Consider the following 18,422-nt stretch of genomic DNA (forward strand, 5'->3'; position numbering starts at 1 on the left):
TACTCCCCTCAACCCGATTAATTATCAAGCGATTCTAAACGAATTCGTACAATTTCGCCATGAATGACGGGCAATGCTTGAATTTGCTGAAGGGCTTCATCCATTTTTGATTCCTTGACTGGATCAGTCAGAATCACGATAGGAATAAGGTCTTTTAAGCGCGGCTGTTGCATGATCGCGTCAATGCTAATACCGGCACGGCTTAAAATGGTGGTGACATCTGCCAGAACACCTGTTTGATCTTCGGCATTAATGCGGATGTAATAGCCCGTGGTCATTTCTTCACGCGGCAGAATTGGCAAATCTGTCAAAGCTTCAAAAGCCAGTTGTGGAATGGTTCCGGCACCATCTTCTGTGTAAATAATATCACGGACAATATCCACGATGTCTGCGACTACCGCAGAAGCAGTAGGGCCAGCACCTGCGCCTGCGCCGTAATACAGTGTTGGACCAACAGCATTGGCTTGAACCAAGACTGCATTTTTCACGCCATTAACATTGGCAATCAGTTGATCATCTGGAATTAAAGTAGGATGAACACGTAATTCAATACCAGATGCAGCACGACGGGCAATTCCCAGGTGCTTGATACGGAAGCCCAGATCTTCGGCATATTTCACGTCTTGAGCAGTCACTTTGCTGATGCCTTCGGTAAATACCTTGTCGAACTGTAGAGGAATACCAAAGGCACATGAAGCCAGAATCGTCAGTTTATGTGCAGCATCAATGCCTTCAACGTCAAAGGTTGGATCTGCTTCGGCATAACCCAGCTCTTGCGCTTCTTTCAGCACGTCTGCAAAAGCACGCCCTTTTTCACGCATTTCACTTAAAATGAAGTTGCCTGTACCGTTGATGATGCCCGCTAGCCATTCAATCTTGTTGGCAGCCAGACCTTCACGAATAACTTTAATAATTGGAATACCACCAGCAACGGCGGCTTCATAGGCAATTTGCACGGCATGGTCTTCGGCTGCTTTAAACAGCTCATTGCCATGTTCAGCGAGCAGGGCCTTGTTAGCCGTTACAATGTGCTTGCCGTATTTCATCGCTTCCATAATGACTTCATAAGCAGGATGAATGCCGCCCATGACTTCTACCACGATATCGACATCCGGTTGACGAACAATATCGAGCAGATCAGCACTTTGTTTCACCGAAGCAGGCAAATCCAGATCAGGACGAGGGCGACGAGTACCCACATGGGTAATCTCAATTTCACGACCGGTGCGACGCTTAATCTCAGCAGCATTTTCTTTTAGTAGTTTAAGGGCACCACCACCCACAGTACCTAGACCGAGGATTGCCAGACGAACTGGTTTCACGTCACACTCCAAATATGTATTCAACTTTAAGCGAACTTAGATCATAGCTAAAAAAACGGCCAGACTCTAGGGCAGAAATCACTTTATCTCTACCTATTAAATTTAGTAGATGAACTGATAAAAATTAGTTATTTAAACGCTCTACCAATTCTTCAGGCGAGAGATATCCACCCAGGTAAACGCCCTCGCTGTTATAAATGGCCGGAGTGCCATTGACGCCCATATTCAGCCCCAGCTGATATTGATCTCTGACCGGATTCTTACAAGTCGCTGGAGCAAGCGGTGCTCCGGCAATGGCCTGATCAAAAGCCGCCTGACGGTCTGCACTACACCACACGCTTTCCATGGCTGGCATGAACTGTTCGCCACGTGGCCAAGCGATATAGCGTACTTCGATGCCCTTGGCATTAATTTCGCTCATATGCTCATGCAGTTTATGGCAATACGGGCAACTGGCATCGGTAAACACATACACGATATGTTTGGTTTTGCCTTGGGCTTTATAAACCAGCAAGTCTTCGGTTTTTAAGTTGGCCAGTAGCTTTTTATTGGCTTCGGATTGCAGGTTTTCACTGACATTGTGAATTTTACTGTCGCCTAGACGCAGCACGTCACCCTGAATAATGTATTTGCCATCAGCGGTGGCATAAACTGATGACATACCTTCCAGGTTAACCCAATACAGGTTAGGAACTTCGGTTGCCTTGATATTTAAAATTTTGGCATTGATATTGGCTTTCTTGAAGTGCTGTTGCAGCGTGTTTACCAGACGTTGCTGTGCATTGCGTTCTGAAAGATTGGAGGCCTGGCCGGTAGCAGGTGCACTAGCGGTTAAGGTATTTTGTTTTTTTTCATCATTATTCGAATTGGAGCAGGCCATTAATCCTAAGCCAGCAGCAAGTGTACATGCGAGAAAAATTTTTGAACGGGTAAATGACATAAACAACCCTTTCTTGTAGGCATAAAAACAGGTGCCTAAGCATAACAAAAAAAAATGCCCGCGATAAAACTTCTTGGTCTGAATTTGCTGCCCTTAAGCGCGTGGGTGATAAGTGGCATGCAATTGCTGCATGCGAACCTGAGCCACGTGGGTATAAATTTGAGTAGTGGATAAATCACTATGCCCGAGCAGCATCTGGACCACACGCAAGTCGGCACCATGATTGAGCAAATGGGTGGCAAAGGCATGACGCAGGGTATGCGGCGAAAGTTCGGTTTGAATACCGGCTTGCAAGGCATAGCGCTTGATAGCATACCAGAAATTCTGCCGGCTCATAATGCCGCCATGCTGGGTTAAAAATACATAGTCAGTGGCAGTTTTATATAAATGGGAACGCGCTTCATTAAGATACTTTTCAATCCATTCGCAAGCGACTTGTCCCAAAGGCACCAGACGTTCCTTGTTACCTTTACCGACAATGCGCAAATAACCTTGTTTTAAATTAATCAGTTCCAGTCTTAAATTGAGTAATTCCGATACGCGCAGGCCGCAGGCATAGAGGACTTCAAACATGGCCCGGTCGCGTAAGCCCAGAGCCGTATTGATGTCGGGAGCGTTAATCAGGGCTTCAACATCGGCTTCAGACAAATCTTTAGGCAAGGCCCGGCCAATCTTAGGCGTTTTATGGGTTGCAACAGGATTATCGCTACGTAATTTTTGTTCACGTAAAAATTTATAAAAGGATCTGAGTGCAGAAAGTGAGCGGGCAATCGAGCGCGGACTTTTGCCCTGTTTGGTCAAATTCAATAAAACATCGGAGATGTCATCACTATTCCAGTCTGGAATTGAAACCGCATGACATTCACTACATTGAATTAAATCAGATAGATAAGCATTACGTGTATGTGGACTGACGGTTTGAGCAATTAAATAATCTCGAAACCCCTGTAAAAAACTTAAATGTTCAGGAATATTTACCGGTGCAGGAATACGAGGCTTTTTATTGAGCATGTCACTTCTACATTGAATGAAAAATCCAAGTTTTTCTTGGTGTTGATCAATGTAGACCAATTTTTTTGCAATGTCGAACGCTACAGACAAGATGAGAATTGGAATCAAACCTTACTTGGTAATTATTCTCATTTGTTTGTATACTGTAGCAAATATTTTAGGATTAGATGCGGTGCGATTATCTGATTTGAAAGTGAAACAAACGGCCATCATTCGCAAAGTCAACCGTACTTTGAATAGTGATACAGCTCAGACTGATCTGGTGGCGAGTCGTTTGGAAACTTTGGGCTTTGTACCGGGGACTAAAGTTCAGGTCATTACCAAAGGTATTTTTGGTGGTGATCCTATCCTGATACAGGTGGGGTTTACCCGTTTCGCACTGCGCAAAGTTGAAGCTGAAAAAATTGAAATTGAAGAGGGGATCACTGCATGAGTGATGCGCTACGTATTGCCCTTGTAGGTAACCCGAACTGCGGTAAAACATCATTATTCAACCATTTAACCGGAACACGGCAGAAGGTTGGCAACTATGCCGGGGTCACGGTTGAACGTAAAGTAGGGCAGTTTACTTTACCTTCAGCTCGTGCGGTTCGTGTACTGGATTTACCCGGGACCTATAGTCTAAATGCCACTAGTCCAGACGAAGCCATTACTCGCGATGTGGTGCAAGGAAAAATTGCAGAAGAAGGTCAGCAAGATGCCTTTCTATGTGTAGTCGATGCAACTAACCTAAAATTGCATCTCGGTTTGGTTCTGGAAATGATAGAGCTGGGCCGTCCGATTTTACTGGTCTTAAACATGATGGACGAGGCACGCCGCCGTGGCATGCAGATCAACACGCAAAAACTATCGCAACGTTTAGGCATTCCTGTGGTAGAAACCGTTGCAGTACGTAATTCAGGGATTGAAAACCTGATGGGTGCACTGGATGCAGAAACGTTTAGAACGCCCAATGCTGAACTGAGTGATGTCAAAATTTCGGGTTCAAATCATGAAAAAATTGCTCAGCTGCTAAAAGATGTGGTGGTTTTTGTTGACCATGAAGACAAACGCTCCGATTTTCTGGACAAGATATTTTTACATCCGGTGGGGGGACTGGTCAGTCTGGCCCTGATGATGTTCATCGTGTTCCAGGCGGTATTTGCCTGGGCTGCGCCATTCATGGATGGCATCGAAAGCTTTTTTGGCTGGCTGGGTGAAGTGGTCAGTGCACAGATTTCCCATCCGCTATTGAACAGTCTGGTGGTGGATGGAATTATCGCCGGTGCTGGTGGTGTGGTGGTGTTTCTGCCCCAGATTTTAATCCTGTTCTTTTTCATTTTGGTGCTGGAAGAATCGGGTTACCTCCCGCGTGCGGCATTTTTGCTGGATAAGCTGATGTTTAAAGCCGGTCTTTCAGGTCGTGCTTTTATTCCACTACTGTCCAGCTTTGCCTGTGCGGTGCCGGGCATTATGGCAACCCGCAGCATCAGTGATCCACGTGACCGTTTAACCACGATTTTTGTGGCACCGCTGATGACCTGCTCGGCCCGTTTGCCGGTCTATGCCTTGCTGATTGCCGCTTTCATTCCGGAAAAAATGGTTTGGGGTATATTCAATTTACAGGGTTTGGTGCTGTTCGGTCTATATATGGCTGGGATTGTTAGTGCCTTGATTGTGGCGACCGTGCTGAAATTTTTCCAAAAAGACAAGTCACAGCATATGTTGTTAATGGAGTTGCCAAGCTACCGTTTTCCTGATGTCAAAAGCGTTTGGATTGGTCTGCTGGATCGCGCCAAAATCTTCCTGAAACGTGTCGGTGGCATCATCTTCGCCCTGTCCATTTTACTGTGGTTCTTGTGTACCTTCCCGCAAGCACCGGACGGTGCAACTGCCCCGGCAATTGATTATTCCTTTGCCGGAATGCTGGGTCATGTGATGCAGCCAATTTTTGCCCCACTGGGCTTTAACTGGCAAATCTGTATTGCTTTAATTCCTGCAATGGCGGCTCGTGAAGTGGTGGTGGCTGCATTGGGTACCGTATATGCACTTTCTGCGGTAGATGAAGATGCCATGTCACAGGGTCTGGCCTCTATTATCGGTGGCACAGGTGAATTGGGCTGGTCATTGGCGACTGGTTTGTCATTGCTGGTGTGGTTTATCTATGCACCGCACTGTCTGGCCACGCTGGCGACGGTGCGCCGCGAAACGGGGTCGTGGAAAACCATGTCTTTCATGACCCTGTACCTGTTTGGTCTGGCATATCTGATGTCATTCCTGACCTATCAAATTGCTTCACATTACTTTGGATAGTGTGATTTAAGGCTGTGAAAGGAGACTGAAATGATTGAAATTCTGATTGTGGCTGCTTTGGTCCTTTGGAGTGCTGTCGTGGTGTTTAAGAAAGTTTTTCCCAGAACATCAAACTCAGTCTTCACGGCACTGTCTCAGCACTGTGAAAAGCAGGGTTGGACAGCTTTGGCAAAATGGTTAAAACCGGCGATGGTTTCAGGTTGCGGAGGAAGCTGTGGCTGTGCTGCAAATCCCGACCCGGTTCAGAAAAAATCTGAAGTGCAAGCGGTAAAATGGAAATAACTTTCAGGTCATATTTCCATCTTCAATAAGAATTTTGCAAAACCGTCATTTTTATGACGGTTTTTTTACGCGCTGACACAAAAAAGCCGAGATAAAGTCAAAACAGAAAAAGCATTCAAAACAGCAAAGTGCTAACATTTTGTCAGTTTTAAAAACAGACCATAAAATGGGGCAAAAATGTTAATACAGCGTGGTGGATTAAAAGTTGTTGCAGGACTCGGAATTTCAGGTGTTGCAGCAGTCAATTTCTTATATGAACATGGCTACCGCGTTGCAGTAACAGATTCTCGAAAGACACCTCCCGGACATGATCAGATTCCTGCCGATGTTCAGACCAGTTTTGGTCAGCTTGATCAAGATCTGTTATTACAAGCTGAAGAAATTGTGATCAGTCCGGGGCTTGATCCAAAGATTGCAGAAATTCAGGCAGCGATTGCCCAAGGCATTCCGGTAATCAGTGAAATTCAGGTTTTGCGCCGTGCCACCGATAAACCGATTGTGGCGATTACCGGTTCAAATGCCAAAAGTACCGTAACTACCCTGATTGGCCTAATGGCTAAAGATGCCGGTAAGAAAGTGGCGGTAGGCGGTAACCTGGGTCGTCCTGCACTGGATTTAACCAAAGATGACCCTGAACTGTATATTCTGGAATTGTCCAGCTTCCAGTTGGAAACTACCTCCAATTTAAATGCCGAAGTGGCAGTGGTACTGAACATGAGTGAAGATCATCTTGATCGTCATGGTGATATGTTTGGTTATCACACTGCAAAACATCGTATTTTCCAGGGCGTGAAAAAAGTCGTGTTTAACCGTGATGATTCACTCACTCGTCCGCTGGTTCCAGATACGACACCCATGCAGAGCTTTGGTCTGAATGCACCGGATTTAAATCAGTACGGCATCTTAAAAGAAGATAATGGCACGATCTGGCTGGCACGTGGTCGTGAACGCCTGTTAAAAAGCACAGATATGTACATTCAAGGGACACATAATGTAGCCAATGCCTTGGCTTGCCTGGCTTTGGGTGAAGCGATCGGTTTGCCGCTGGACAGCATGCTGGAAACGCTGAAAACCTTTAAAGGCCTAGAGCATCGCTGTGAATTTGTTAAAGAAGTCAATGGTGTTCGTTATTATAACGACTCTAAAGGCACCAATATTGGCGCAACCTTGGCTGCCATTGATGGTTTGGGGGCTGCAATTGAGCCGCAACAGGGGAAAGTGGCAATCATCCTGGGTGGTCAAGGTAAATGTCAGGATTTCACTGCTTTACGTGAGTCTTTAAGCAAATATGCCAAAGTCGCGGTGTTAATTGGTGAAGACCATCCGATTATTGAAGCCGCCATTGAAGGAACCACGACATTGCTTCATGCCGAATCTTTAAAAGAAGCGGTGGAATTATGCCAGCAACATACCCAAGCCCATGATGTAGTGTTATTGTCCCCTGCATGTGCAAGTTTTGATATGTTTAAAGGTTATAGTGAACGTGGACACCAGTTTGTTGAATGTGTGAACACACTTGCTTAGAAGAACGATAAGGAAAGTTGTATGGCTGGGTTAGCTCAGACGACCATAAATAAAATTAATCAGGTCTACAATGAGTGGGGAGCGAAAATTCCCGCTGAAGTTACGCCACGTAATGTACTGATTTTTTGTGTGATTGCCTTGCTTTGTATCGGTTCAATCATGGTGGCATCGGCATCGATGCCCTATGCTGACCGCTTACATGAAAATGCATTTCATTATGTAATCCGACACGGCATTTCCATTTTTGTGGCAGGTGTAGCTGCATTTCTGGCTTATAAAGTATCGCTGAATGTTTGGTTTAACAATACCTTTCCCCTGTGGATTATGACCATTCTGCTGCTGGCGGTGGTGCTAGTTGCCGGTACTGAGGTCAACGGTTCCACCCGCTGGATTCGTATAGCCGGTTTTACCTTGCAGGCCTCGGAAGTGGCCAAGGTCATGATGGCCATCTTTACTGCGGATTATGTGGTACGACGGGCAAAAGAGGTGCGAAGCAGTGCATCCGGCCTATACCGCTTGGTCGGCGTGATGATCATCACTGTAGGCTTAATCCTGCTGGAACCCGATCTGGGTGCGACTGCGGTAATTGTCCTGATGATTTTAGGCGTTTTCTTCCTGGCTGGCGCACCGCCAATTCAGTTTATTTTCTTCCTGATCGCAATTATCTTTGCTTTGGCCGCCGCAATTATCTTTGAGCCTTACCGTTTACAGCGTGCCTTATCATTTACCAATCCTTGGGCTGACCCCTTGGGCACCGGCTATCAGTTGTCTAATGCGCTGATGGCCTTTGGTCGGGGTGAATGGATGGGAGTCGGACTCGGTCATAGTATCCAGAAAATGTCTTATCTGCCTGAAGCGCATACTGATTTTATGTTAGCTATTTTAGGTGAGGAATTTGGCTTTTTCGGTATCAGTACCGTATTGATCCTATCCTTCATGATGGTGGTCTGTTGTATCAAGATTGGACATCGGGCCTTGCAGTATCAATATTTGCGTGCAGGTTATCTGGCCTATGGCATCAGTATTATTTTCTTGCTGCAAATCCTAGTGAATGCCGGCATGAATATGGGCATGTTACCGACCAAAGGTTTGACCTTGCCGTTTATCAGTTATGGCGGTTCATCGTTAATTATGTGTGCAGTGATGATCAGCCTGATTTTGAAAATTGATGCCACCACGCAAAAAGCCAATCCAAGTAAAGAGGAATCAAGCTTCTAGCGTTGATTCGGACAATTATTCCGGCTGAGCATGGTTTAAAACGGTGCTCGGCATTTCAGTTCCACAATGCAAGCATTGCACAAATTCTCCTTTTACTTTTGAGAGGGGAATCAGTGGAATAAAAAATAAAGAAAAATAATTGCCTTGCTGTTTCAATTCATAAGCGCTGCGCGTTCTGCATACCGGGCATAGAGACTGATTTTTCTCGACCACTTTGGTTTTAGGGCCAATACCAAAGATAAAAAACATTTTAAGTCTGCCATTGATTACTGTAAATGTTTTTAGCTTAACGATAATCCGAGTTTTATAAATAGCTGCCGTGTAGCTCAGTTGTATGCGGAATCAAGTCTGTATTCCACTGGACAATGGCCTGTTTCAGCATATTTTGGGGCGTGTCTAAATCGACTTCCGGTTGGTGCAAAGCGCGAATGGCTTGCTGTAATAATTCAGGAGCACGCTTGAGATCGAGTGCTTGAGCCAGATTTTGTTTAGAGAGTTTTTGTCCCTGAGCATTCATCGCCAAAGGCAGATGCATATAGTCAAGTTGCGGATAACCCAGCAGCGAACCGAGCCAGATTTGCCGTTCGGTATTATCCAGCAGGTCGGCACCGCGAACTACGTGGGTCATGCCTTGCAGATAATCATCAACCACTACGGCGAGCTGATAATTGATAATGCCATCACGGCGCTTTAGCATGAAATCGCCCAGGTCCTGTTGCAGGTTGGAACAGTGTGTGCCTTGCAGGCGATCGGTGAAGCAAATCTGTTGATTTGATACTTTCAGACGAATGGCTTGCTGCTGAAAAGGCAGGTTTAAATCCCGGCAGGTTCCGGCATAGATATGATTGGAGCCGAGCATTTTACGGGTGCACTGGCAGGCATAGACCCAGCCTTGCTGATGCAGCTGTTCTATGACAGATTCATAAATATCGAGGCGGTCTTTCTGGAAAATGATCTCGGCATCGGGCTCAAACTGGAACGCATCGATTGAGCGCAAGATATGTTCTTCACTACCGGGATAAATACGCGGCATGTCGGTATCTTCAATCCGGACCAGCCATTGACCCTGATGGGCACGGGCATCGCAATAACTGGCCACCGCTGTAATAAGCGAGCCAAAATGTAAAGGGCCGGTTGGCGATGGCGCAAACCGGCCCACGTAATTCTCTTCAGCTTTCCCTCCCTTTTTTAAAGGGAGGGTCAGGGAGGGATTACTTAACACAGTATTAACCGTTGTTTTGCTTCTCTTTGATTTCTGCCAAGGTTTTGCAGTCAATACAAAGGGTAGCGGTTGGACGTGCTTCAAGACGACGCAGACCAATTTCAATACCACAGGTTTCACAGAAACCGTAATCGTCGTTTTTAATCGCTTCGATGGATTGCTCAATCTTGCGAATCAGCTTGCGTTCACGGTCACGTGTACGGAGTTCAATCGCAAACTCTTCTTCTTGTGTGGCACGGTCATTGACATCAGGCAATGCGGTATTTTCGTCTTGCATGGTGTTGAGGGTGCGGTCTACTTCAGACATGAGCTCCGCTTTCCACGCCAATAAAATCTGGCGGAAATGCTCAAGCTGTCCTTCAGACATGTATTCTTCATTTTTTTTAGGCTGATAAGGTGCAATACCAAATAAGCTAGCAGTAGAACCACTTTCTGACGCTTTTGGCTTTGTTTTACGCACGCGTTTGGTAGATTTTTCATCTACCACATCAGTTTGTTCGTCCAAGACTTGATTTTGGTTGTCATTCGCCATATAGGGCATTCCTCATCATATGCGTATTATCTATACGCAAAAAATATGGTGATATGCAAGTGTTTTTATCCAACCCTAAGGAGATTCTCCTTCGAGGGTCGTCATCATATAGACTTTTTGTGCTTTTTGATAGTCTTTGATGCTTGGATTCTATCGATCATGCTTCCTTCGGAAGCCATAAAGTAATAGAAAAAAAGCAAAATGAAAAGTTAGTAACCTGAAATTTCGCTATTAATTTGTTGCCGTACTGTTTGGACACGCTGAATTTGGGTTTCAAGCTCACCATTGGCTTTCAGATGCAGGACACGAAACCCCGGGGCCTGGTCATCCAGGGCAAAATTTTCACTGAAAGGTTTGAACTGGACACAGGTCGACGGAGTTGAGAAAAACCGGATGTGCTGCCATTCATGACACGAATCCTGATGCACATGACCAAAAATAACCGCTTTGACATGACTATGCCTGGCTAAAACAGCGGTCAAGTTTTCAGGGTTTTTCAGTTTATGTTGATCGATCCATTTTGATTGCATGGCAAAAGGATGATGATGACATGCCACAATGACAAATTGCTGTTGCAGTTCTGCCAATAGTTGATCTAGCTGTTGTAATTGCTCTGGTTTAATCCGGCCATCTATTCTGCCGTCTACGGCTGTGTTTAGCAGCAGCACGCTCCATCTGCCAAAATGAATGGCGTGTACCTGATTTTTATGCTGATAGAAAGGGAACAGATCAATATCATCATGATTGCCTGGAATTTGATAAAAGGGAATACCAAGATTCTGCATATAAGATAAATAACGTGTATACGTCTGTTTGACCGGTACTTGTGCCAGATCCCCAGTATGAATAATGGCATCGGTACTCGGATATTGCTGCTGAATCTGTTGCATCACAGCATGAAAGCTCTGTTCCGGATTCATCTCTACAAATTCCAGATCGTCCTGATCCATCAAATGTGTGTCTGAAATCTGAATAATGGTCCAGTCTTGCTGGTCTTCATTGGGTTGGTATAAAGTCATGTCCGACTCCCTAGACATTCCTTGTTGTTTTAATATGTTGTTGCAACCATTGCAAGGCCATAATGACTGGCGCATTCCTTAATCGGCCATTACTCAATAAGGTAGTGATTTCACTATAATCAATGATATGCAGCTGAATATTTTCCCCTTCATCCGGCATGCCAAACACTCCGCCGTGTTCAGGAAGATGCGCCTGGGCACTATATAAATGAAACAGTTCAGAACAGGCCCCAGCCGAAGGATAAAAGCTGAATAAATGCTGTAACTGGTCAATCTCGCAGCCTGATTCTTCCACGCTCTCACGACGTATACAGCTTTCCGGCGATTCATCACCATCGAGTACACCGGCAATCACTTCCAGTTGCCAGGGGGATTCTGGATCATCCATTGCACCGACACGGAACTGTTCAATCAAGGCAAATTTTTGCTGGGTATCATCATAAATCAGTACACCGGCAGCTTCAGGGCGGTGAATCAGTTCACGCTGCATAACAGGAGTGAATTTGCTCTGGTTAAATAAACGATGGCAGAGATTGACTTTTTCAACCTGAATGAAGCCACGAAAAAGATATTCACGCGACTGAATTTTAACTTGGTCGTTGTTATATGTGGCTTGTTTAATAATATTCATATAGCTCAGTCAGGATGAAAAGCATACATTCATCCTAACTGAGAATTTTATGAAAATAAAAGATTTTTTTTTAAGAATTACAGCTTGTGGTACAATTTTTGACCATGTTCATGATAGCTGGTTTTCATGGCATTCAAACCTGCTTCAATCTCTGTATCCTGTCCGTCATTAGTTTGATTTTTCGCATAATCCCTCACATTTTGAGTGATTTTCATGGAACAGAATTTAGGACCGCACATAGAACAGAAATGCGCAGATTTGTGCGCTTCCTTCGGCATGGTTTCATCATGCATGCTACGTGCCGTATCCGGGTCCAGACTCAAATTGAACTGATCTTCCCAGCGGAATTCGAAACGTGCTTTAGATAGGGCATTATCACGCACTTGCGAACCCGGATGGCCTTTGGCCAGATCGGCGGCATGGGCTGCAATTTTATAGGTGATGATACCGTCTTTGACATCTTTCTTGTTCGGTAAGCCCAAATGCTCTTTTGGCGTGACATAGCACAGCATGGCGGTACCATACCAGCCAATCATGGCAGCGCCAATCGCTGAAGTAATATGGTCATATCCCGGAGCAATATCAGTGGTTAAAGGCCCCAGAGTATAAAAAGGCGCTTCTTTACAGACTTCCAGTTGCAGATCCATATTCTCTTTGACCATGTGCATCGGTACATGCCCCGGACCTTCAATCATCACCTGTACATCATGCTCCCAGGCACGATGGGTCAGTTCACCCAAGGTACGTAGTTCACTAAACTGTGCTTCGTCATTGGCATCCTGAATACAGCCTGGACGTAAGCCATCCCCCAGGCTGAAGGACACATCATAGGCCTTCATGATCTCGCAGATCTCATCAAAATGCGTATACAGGAAGTTTTCCTGATGATGCGCCAGACACCACTGCGCCATGATAGAGCCGCCGCGAGAAACAATTCCGGTTAAGCGGTTAGCCGTCAGCGGTACATATCTTAAAAGCACGCCGGCATGAATGGTGAAATAGTCCACGCCTTGTTCTGCCTGTTCAATCAGGGTGTCTTTAAAGATTTCCCAGGTCAGATCTTCGGCTACACCATCAACTTTTTCCAGTGCCTGATAAATAGGAACTGTCCCAATTGGAACAGGAGAGTTGCGGATAATCCATTCACGGGTTTCATGAATATTTTTGCCGGTCGACAAATCCATAATGGTGTCAGCACCCCAGCGGGTGGCCCAGGTCATTTTCGCTACTTCTTCATCAATGCTGGAACCGAGTGCGGAGTTGCCGATATTGGCATTGATCTTGACCAGAAAATTACGTCCGATAATCATCGGTTCAATTTCAGGATGGTTAATATTGGCCGGAATAATGGCACGGCCTTCCGCTACTTCCTGACGCACAAATTCAGGGGTAATTTCCGTCAGATTCTTGGCCCCGAAGTTTTGACCGGCATGCTGGCGTGCATCGACACCTGCCTGCTGGCGCTGGTTTTCACGAATGGCGATATATTCCATTTCCGGAGTAATGATGCCCTGACGTGCATAGTGCATCTGGGTAACATTTTTGCCCGCTTTAGCACGGCGTGGCTTTTGAATATGGGCGAAACGGATTTCTGCCGTACGAATATCTTTCAGACGTTCCTGTCCAAAAGCAGAGCTCAAGGTATCTAAACGTTCGGTATCCTGACGTTCTTCAATCCAGCTTTCACGCACATTGGGCAAACCTTTATTCAGGTCAATCGCCACGTTCGGGTCGGTATAAACGCCTGAAGTGTCATAGACCATAATGGCCGGATTGTGTTCACCACCCAGACCGGTTGGGGTTTCGGTCAGGGAAATTTCACGCATAGGCACCTGAATGTCACTACGCGAACCTTGAATGTAGACTTTTCTGGAAGCGGGTAAAATTCGGGTGAGATCTTTGGCATCTTGCTCATGCTGAGCGGAAATATCTGTTGCAGAGCGATTCGTTAATTGGTCCATGGTAATGATCCTTGTGAATAATATCAACGAATCAAGCACGACCAAAAACGTGGCAGATTGATCTGATTGAATGATTTTAAAATCAACACAAATCAATTGAAGGCTTAGGTTTTTTGATGGCTTGATTCCTACGCAGGTCTTAACCTGATCAGGTTCAACGGTACTCACCCTCAAATGCCATATTTGCATATAGAATTTAGGCGATCTCAGCGAGTTATTACTCGCGCTCCGTCAAGCTATGAATCAATACTACCATGTCCATGTACTAAAAAACATTCACATAAAACATCGCTTTTCGGCTGGCATCCAGATCGGAGACTGAGAGGCAGCTTAAAGACAAACGGCATCACTAAAACAGTCACGCGGGTTGGAAAGGCTCAGATTTTGTAAACCCAAATATTCATCTAACTGTCTGAGTGTGAGCTGTTTTTCAGACATCGACTGTTGTTCTTTGAGGCTAAGCTGAACAGGAATTTCTTGTAAGCGCTGCTGTTCGGATAACTGTAGAAACTGCAGAAACTTGCTCGCTTGAACCGCTAAATGTGAGTTTTTGACCTGGGCTAATTTTTCAATTTCATCCATTGAACTGCTTTGCACTGCATATTTATCCAGGTAAGTATCCGAGACAGGCGAATCATGCATGCCTTTAAATAAAAACAGGGTATACATCTGTAAAAGATATTCCGCATCTTTACGATAGCTGCTTTTGGGGTATTGATTTAAATATTCTTCCCAGAATAAAGCCCGGGTCACAATTTCATGCGGTTCAATCATCAAGATATGCTCTGAAAATACCGGCAGCGTATTTTGTGCCGCCAGATTTTCGATAAAGACCTGTTCGGCTTGTGGCATATAAGGCGCAAAAATTCTGGCTAAATATTCGGGGCTGCGGCGATAATTGATCTGGCCTTTACCGCGATCATACAGCTCTATATAAGCTTGCCCTTTATGTTTTAATAAATATTGATCACGTAACGTCAGTTGTTCAAAACGGTTTTGTTGAATGGTCGGATGCTGCGATAAATCAAAAGCATACTCTTCGAAAGCAGCTTGCTGTGGCGCTGTTCTATCCACACTAAGGAAGTTGTTGTACATTTGATTGGATAGTTTTAATAAATGTTGTTGTTCTGCTAATGTGGACAGCGGCAAGCATAACTTGAGATCCTGATTAATCTGTTCCAGGGCAAAAGTGGTGCGTTCTGCATTAATGGCCAGCATGTTTTTCTCAAGATTTTTGCATAATAGGTTTAAATCTACCGTTTCATCTTGTTGTGATTGTTTTTGTACCGGTTCTTGAATAGGTTGAGGTTCGGGTTTTTGACACCCGATAAGAAGGATAAAAATAAAGAAAGGGAAATATTGCTTAACAGAAAATTTTGTTTTTAACGGCACAGTCATTCTATATCGGGTACATGCGGCAATGATTTGCAGGGTATGCGGGTATTGTATAACTGAAAAAGTCTTTGTCTGTGTAGTGTTGTGAAGGATTTTGGTTACGTGCTGTGATGATGGAGCAGTCATGTGGAGGTTGATGAATAACAGCTGAGCAGATGGCAAAAATTAATAAAAATCATACGGAAAATTGAGCAGATCATTTTAATATTGCATAGCTTTTATTATAAATATGCATGTCTATGGATGGTCGCAGGTCGGGATTTACGATAAAAAATGGATATTAAAATAGTCATTGGTGTATGTGTGTTGCTGTTCAGTCCATGGAGTCATGCTCTGGATTTGGTGCAAGCCTATCAACGGGCGAAAAACAGCGATCCCAATTGGCAAGCGAATCTTTTACAGTATGAAGCAGATCAACTCAATCTGGGCATTGCCAAAGGGAATTTATTGCCAACGGTGACTGTTTCTGGAAATGTGGTGCGTAAAAGTCAGCAGAGCAGTGACAGCACTATTCCTGGTTTTCCTGTAGATGCATTTACGGCTTCCTCGTCCACTACTCGACAAATTGCCATTACTGCTCGTCAGCCACTATTTCGCTGGGATGCCTGGGAAGGTTTAAAGCAGATTAAAACTTCCGTTAATCTGAGTGAAATCACTTTACAATTACAGCGCCAGGAACACATTTTAAACGTCTCGGAAAGTTATTTTAATATATTGCGTCAGCAGAGTTTAACCCTAGCCAATCTGCAGGAAGAAAAAGCCCTGTTTGAACAGCTGAATGTGATGAATGCCAAATTAAAAGAAGGACTGGTAGCAAAAAGCGATGTCAGTGAGGCCAATGCGCAATATCAAAGTGCCCGGGCCAACCGGATTGCCACGCATGTACAATTGGTTTTGGCACAGGAACAGCTGACCCAGTTAATCGGACCTTATCAAGAGAATTTGGCCGTACTCCGAGACGATTTTCAATTTCAAAAGCCTTATCCTGCTGATCTGGATGCCTGGACAGTGCTGGCACTGAGTCAGAATCTCTCTGTTCAGCAGGCACGTATCCAGCAGCGTTATGCAGAAGACCAGAAACGGGTAGAAAAAGCTGCCTTATATCCACAAATTGAGGCGGTAGGGACGTATGGATATATCAAGCAGTCCCCGCAAAATGTAGTATCCAGTGATGGCCAGTTTGACCAGATTGGCGTAGAGATGAACTGGAATGTTTATACTGGGGGCAGAACGCAAAAATCCATTCAAAAAGCCGCGGTGAATGTGAAGAAAAGCGAATCCCAGCTGGAGGCTGCAATTCGCAAAGCCAGCACCGATGTGAAAAAATCTTATATGCAGGTAGAAACTGATCAAGCCAAATTACAGGCACGAAAAGCCGCAATGGACTCTTCGGAAGTGGTTTCCCAAGCCTCTAAAGCACAATATCAGGAAGGTCTAAAAACCATGGTCGATGTGCTGCTGGCACAACGCAACGCTTTTTCTGCCAAACAGGATTATTTAAATGCAAAATATGATTATTTGATTAATGTGCTGCGTTTAAAAGCATCGGTCGGTAAATTGACCGAAAAAGACCTTGAAGAAATGAATGCCTGGCTGGTTGACAAGTCGTTCAAGCCAGTCAGCTAATCTTGCAGTTTTTGTCATAAAAACTTCATAGTAGGTATGCTTTAATATTAAACAAGATCATTCATTTTAAAATCGCTGTTGTGGAGTACGTCCCTTGCCAAACAATCCGGTGTTAAATCACCATATTTCTTCGCAATTTAATGAAGATTTGCAAGATGTAAATACCAAGTTTATGACCATGGGGGGCTTGGTCGAGCAGCAAGTGGCCAACAGTATTCATGCCCTGTTAGACACTGATGCCGCTTTAGCGATTGAAGTGCAATTTCAGGATAATGTAGTCAATCGTATGGAAACCGAGATTGATGAAGCCTTGACCCTGATTCTGGCACGCCGTCATCCTGCTGCGATTGATTTACGTATGGTGATTGCCATGTCAAAGGCCAATACCGACCTGGAACGTATTGGCGATGAAGCGGCAAAAATTGCCCGCATTGCACAAAATTTATGTGAAGAGGGCAGTTCGCCACGTGGCTATATGGAAACCCGTCACATTGGTAATCAGGTTCGTGTAATGATTCATGATGCGCTGGATGCCTTTGCACGTCTGGATGTTGATCAGGCTTTACGAGTATTGCTTGCCGATGCCGATATTGACCGTGAATACCAGTCTGCGACCCGTACCTTAATGACTTATATGATTGAAGATCCACGTCATATTTCACGGGTCATCAATGTAATGTGGGTACTGCGTTCTTTGGAGCGGATTGGCGACCATGCCCGTAATATTTCCGAACAGGTGATTTATATGGTCAAAGGGCTAGATGTTCGTCATACCAGTGTCGAAGAGATTGAACAGAAAGTTCAACGTTAATTATTCTAATAATTAAATAAAAAGCCTGCAATTTGCAGGCTTTTTAAATTTTAAAAATTTATTTATCAGGTGGCCGATTTAATAGAGCGGCTAATATAAAAGCTTCTATTTTCCCGAATATATAAAAATTAACAATTTGAGATAAGTGATATAAATTGTATCAAAAAGTGTGACTTATTTATCAAAAAAGTACACAAAATATATAACCCGAATTACGGATAAGAAAACCGCTTGAAAAAAAGATGGTTAGAGCCATTTAGAAAGTTACTACACAAACCAAAGACTCTAACCACCATGTTTGATTTTACAGAAATCTTCTGTGTTATTGATGATTTTTTTAAGAAATTTGAACCTATCTATTGGCAATTTCTCAAGCAGGAAAATAAGCGTAAACGAATTCGATTAGCAACCTTATCCCTCTCTGAAATTGTGACGATTGCAATTTGTTATAAAACATCGCAAGTAAATAATTTTAAAACATTTTTCCAATTGCTTTATCAATTTGAGAGTAAATTATTTAAGTCTTTGCCTTGCTATAAAAATATGCTCAGCCTGATTAACCAACATCAGCTTGCGATTCATGCACTACACCGTGCTTTAAGCAAAGGACAAGCATGTCAATATCTATGGATTGAC

17 protein-coding genes, 1 pseudogene and 1 riboswitch are annotated in these 18,422 nt (G+C 44.3%); of the genes and pseudogenes, 8 read left to right on the forward strand and 10 right to left on the reverse strand.

What is annotated here, in order from left to right:
- Window positions 1-17: 17 nt before the first annotated feature.
- The 3 genes from FTU91_RS02765 to xerD all read right to left on the reverse strand — a co-directional run bounded on the left by FTU91_RS02765 (window position 18) and on the right by xerD (window position 3,273).
- Window positions 18-1,322, reverse strand: coding sequence for a homoserine dehydrogenase (locus FTU91_RS02765; RefSeq protein WP_180080851.1), 1,305 nt, complete (start codon window positions 1,320-1,322; stop codon window positions 18-20).
- A 124-nt stretch (window positions 1,323-1,446) separates the two neighbouring features.
- A complete protein-coding gene (locus FTU91_RS02770) occupies window positions 1,447-2,262 on the reverse strand; it encodes a DsbC family protein (RefSeq protein ID WP_180080853.1) in 816 nt (271 codons plus the stop codon).
- Between the two features lie 93 nt (window positions 2,263-2,355).
- Window positions 2,356-3,273: a site-specific tyrosine recombinase XerD gene (xerD, locus tag FTU91_RS02775; protein ID WP_180080855.1), complete on the reverse strand. Its 918-nt coding sequence runs from the start codon at window positions 3,271-3,273 to the stop codon at window positions 2,356-2,358.
- Window positions 3,274-3,445: 172 nt separating this feature from the next.
- Between xerD and FTU91_RS02780 the strand changes: the two genes are divergently transcribed.
- From FTU91_RS02780 to ftsW, 5 genes are all read left to right on the forward strand, one after another.
- The gene (locus FTU91_RS02780; RefSeq protein WP_368856199.1) at window positions 3,446-3,706 is read left to right on the forward strand and encodes a ferrous iron transport protein A; all 261 of its coding nucleotides are present in this window, start codon (window positions 3,446-3,448) and stop codon (window positions 3,704-3,706) included.
- The gene (locus FTU91_RS02785) at window positions 3,703-5,565 is read left to right on the forward strand and encodes a ferrous iron transporter B (RefSeq protein WP_180080859.1); all 1,863 of its coding nucleotides are present in this window, start codon (window positions 3,703-3,705) and stop codon (window positions 5,563-5,565) included. Before FTU91_RS02780 ends, FTU91_RS02785 begins: the two co-directional genes overlap by 4 nt.
- A 30-nt stretch (window positions 5,566-5,595) precedes the next feature.
- Window positions 5,596-5,847, forward strand: coding sequence for a DUF6587 family protein (locus tag FTU91_RS02790; RefSeq protein ID WP_180042624.1), 252 nt, complete (start codon window positions 5,596-5,598; stop codon window positions 5,845-5,847).
- A gap of 177 nt (window positions 5,848-6,024) precedes the next feature.
- Window positions 6,025-7,371 (forward strand): UDP-N-acetylmuramoyl-L-alanine--D-glutamate ligase, encoded by a 1,347-nt coding sequence (gene murD, locus FTU91_RS02795; RefSeq protein WP_180080861.1) that lies wholly within the window; start codon window positions 6,025-6,027, stop codon window positions 7,369-7,371.
- A 21-nt stretch (window positions 7,372-7,392) separates the two neighbouring features.
- Window positions 7,393-8,589 (forward strand): putative lipid II flippase FtsW, encoded by a 1,197-nt coding sequence (ftsW, locus tag FTU91_RS02800; protein WP_166169579.1) that lies wholly within the window; start codon window positions 7,393-7,395, stop codon window positions 8,587-8,589.
- Window positions 8,590-8,604: 15 nt separating this feature from the next.
- Here the strand turns inward: ftsW and FTU91_RS02805 are convergent, their stop codons facing one another.
- The 7 genes from FTU91_RS02805 to FTU91_RS02835 all read right to left on the reverse strand — a co-directional run bounded on the left by FTU91_RS02805 (window position 8,605) and on the right by FTU91_RS02835 (window position 15,172).
- Window positions 8,605-8,838, reverse strand: coding sequence for a zinc-ribbon domain-containing protein (locus tag FTU91_RS02805; RefSeq protein WP_180080863.1), 234 nt, complete (start codon window positions 8,836-8,838; stop codon window positions 8,605-8,607).
- Window positions 8,839-8,893: 55 nt separating this feature from the next.
- Window positions 8,894-9,793, reverse strand: a complete 900-nt coding sequence (gene gluQRS, locus FTU91_RS02810; protein WP_257221644.1) for a tRNA glutamyl-Q(34) synthetase GluQRS — start codon at window positions 9,791-9,793, stop codon at window positions 8,894-8,896.
- A gap of 22 nt (window positions 9,794-9,815) precedes the next feature.
- The gene (gene dksA / locus FTU91_RS02815; protein WP_086174133.1) at window positions 9,816-10,343 is read right to left on the reverse strand and encodes an RNA polymerase-binding protein DksA; all 528 of its coding nucleotides are present in this window, start codon (window positions 10,341-10,343) and stop codon (window positions 9,816-9,818) included.
- 209 nt (window positions 10,344-10,552) lie between these two features.
- Window positions 10,553-11,362 carry a 3',5'-cyclic-AMP phosphodiesterase gene (gene cpdA, locus FTU91_RS02820; RefSeq protein WP_180080865.1) on the reverse strand — a complete coding sequence of 270 codons (810 nt, stop codon included), beginning with the start codon at window positions 11,360-11,362 and terminating at the stop codon, window positions 10,553-10,555.
- A gap of 10 nt (window positions 11,363-11,372) precedes the next feature.
- Window positions 11,373-11,993 (reverse strand): NUDIX domain-containing protein, encoded by a 621-nt coding sequence (locus FTU91_RS02825; RefSeq protein ID WP_180080868.1) that lies wholly within the window; start codon window positions 11,991-11,993, stop codon window positions 11,373-11,375.
- A 77-nt stretch (window positions 11,994-12,070) separates the two neighbouring features.
- On the reverse strand, window positions 12,071-13,954 hold the full coding sequence (gene thiC, locus FTU91_RS02830; RefSeq protein ID WP_180080869.1) for a phosphomethylpyrimidine synthase ThiC: 1,884 nt from the start codon (window positions 13,952-13,954) through the stop codon (window positions 12,071-12,073).
- Between the two features lie 108 nt (window positions 13,955-14,062).
- A riboswitch (TPP riboswitch) is annotated at window positions 14,063-14,195 on the reverse strand.
- An 89-nt stretch (window positions 14,196-14,284) separates the two neighbouring features.
- Window positions 14,285-15,172, reverse strand: coding sequence for a hypothetical protein (locus FTU91_RS02835; protein WP_257221640.1), 888 nt, complete (start codon window positions 15,170-15,172; stop codon window positions 14,285-14,287).
- Window positions 15,173-15,622: 450 nt separating this feature from the next.
- On the opposite strand from FTU91_RS02835, the gene FTU91_RS02840 reads away from it, so the two are divergent.
- The 3 genes and pseudogenes from FTU91_RS02840 to FTU91_RS02850 form a co-directional block, all read left to right on the forward strand.
- Window positions 15,623-16,975, forward strand: a complete 1,353-nt coding sequence (locus FTU91_RS02840; RefSeq protein WP_180080871.1) for a TolC family outer membrane protein — start codon at window positions 15,623-15,625, stop codon at window positions 16,973-16,975.
- 94 nt (window positions 16,976-17,069) lie between these two features.
- The gene (phoU, locus tag FTU91_RS02845) at window positions 17,070-17,786 is read left to right on the forward strand and encodes a phosphate signaling complex protein PhoU (protein WP_086195193.1); all 717 of its coding nucleotides are present in this window, start codon (window positions 17,070-17,072) and stop codon (window positions 17,784-17,786) included.
- Between the two features lie 294 nt (window positions 17,787-18,080).
- Window positions 18,081-18,422: pseudogene (locus tag FTU91_RS02850) on the forward strand (IS982 family transposase); the annotation flags it as partial.

The sequence above is a fragment of the Acinetobacter sp. YH12201 genome (genome assembly GCF_013418145.1).
In the GTDB taxonomy this organism is placed as follows: Bacteria; Pseudomonadota; Gammaproteobacteria; order Pseudomonadales; family Moraxellaceae; genus Acinetobacter.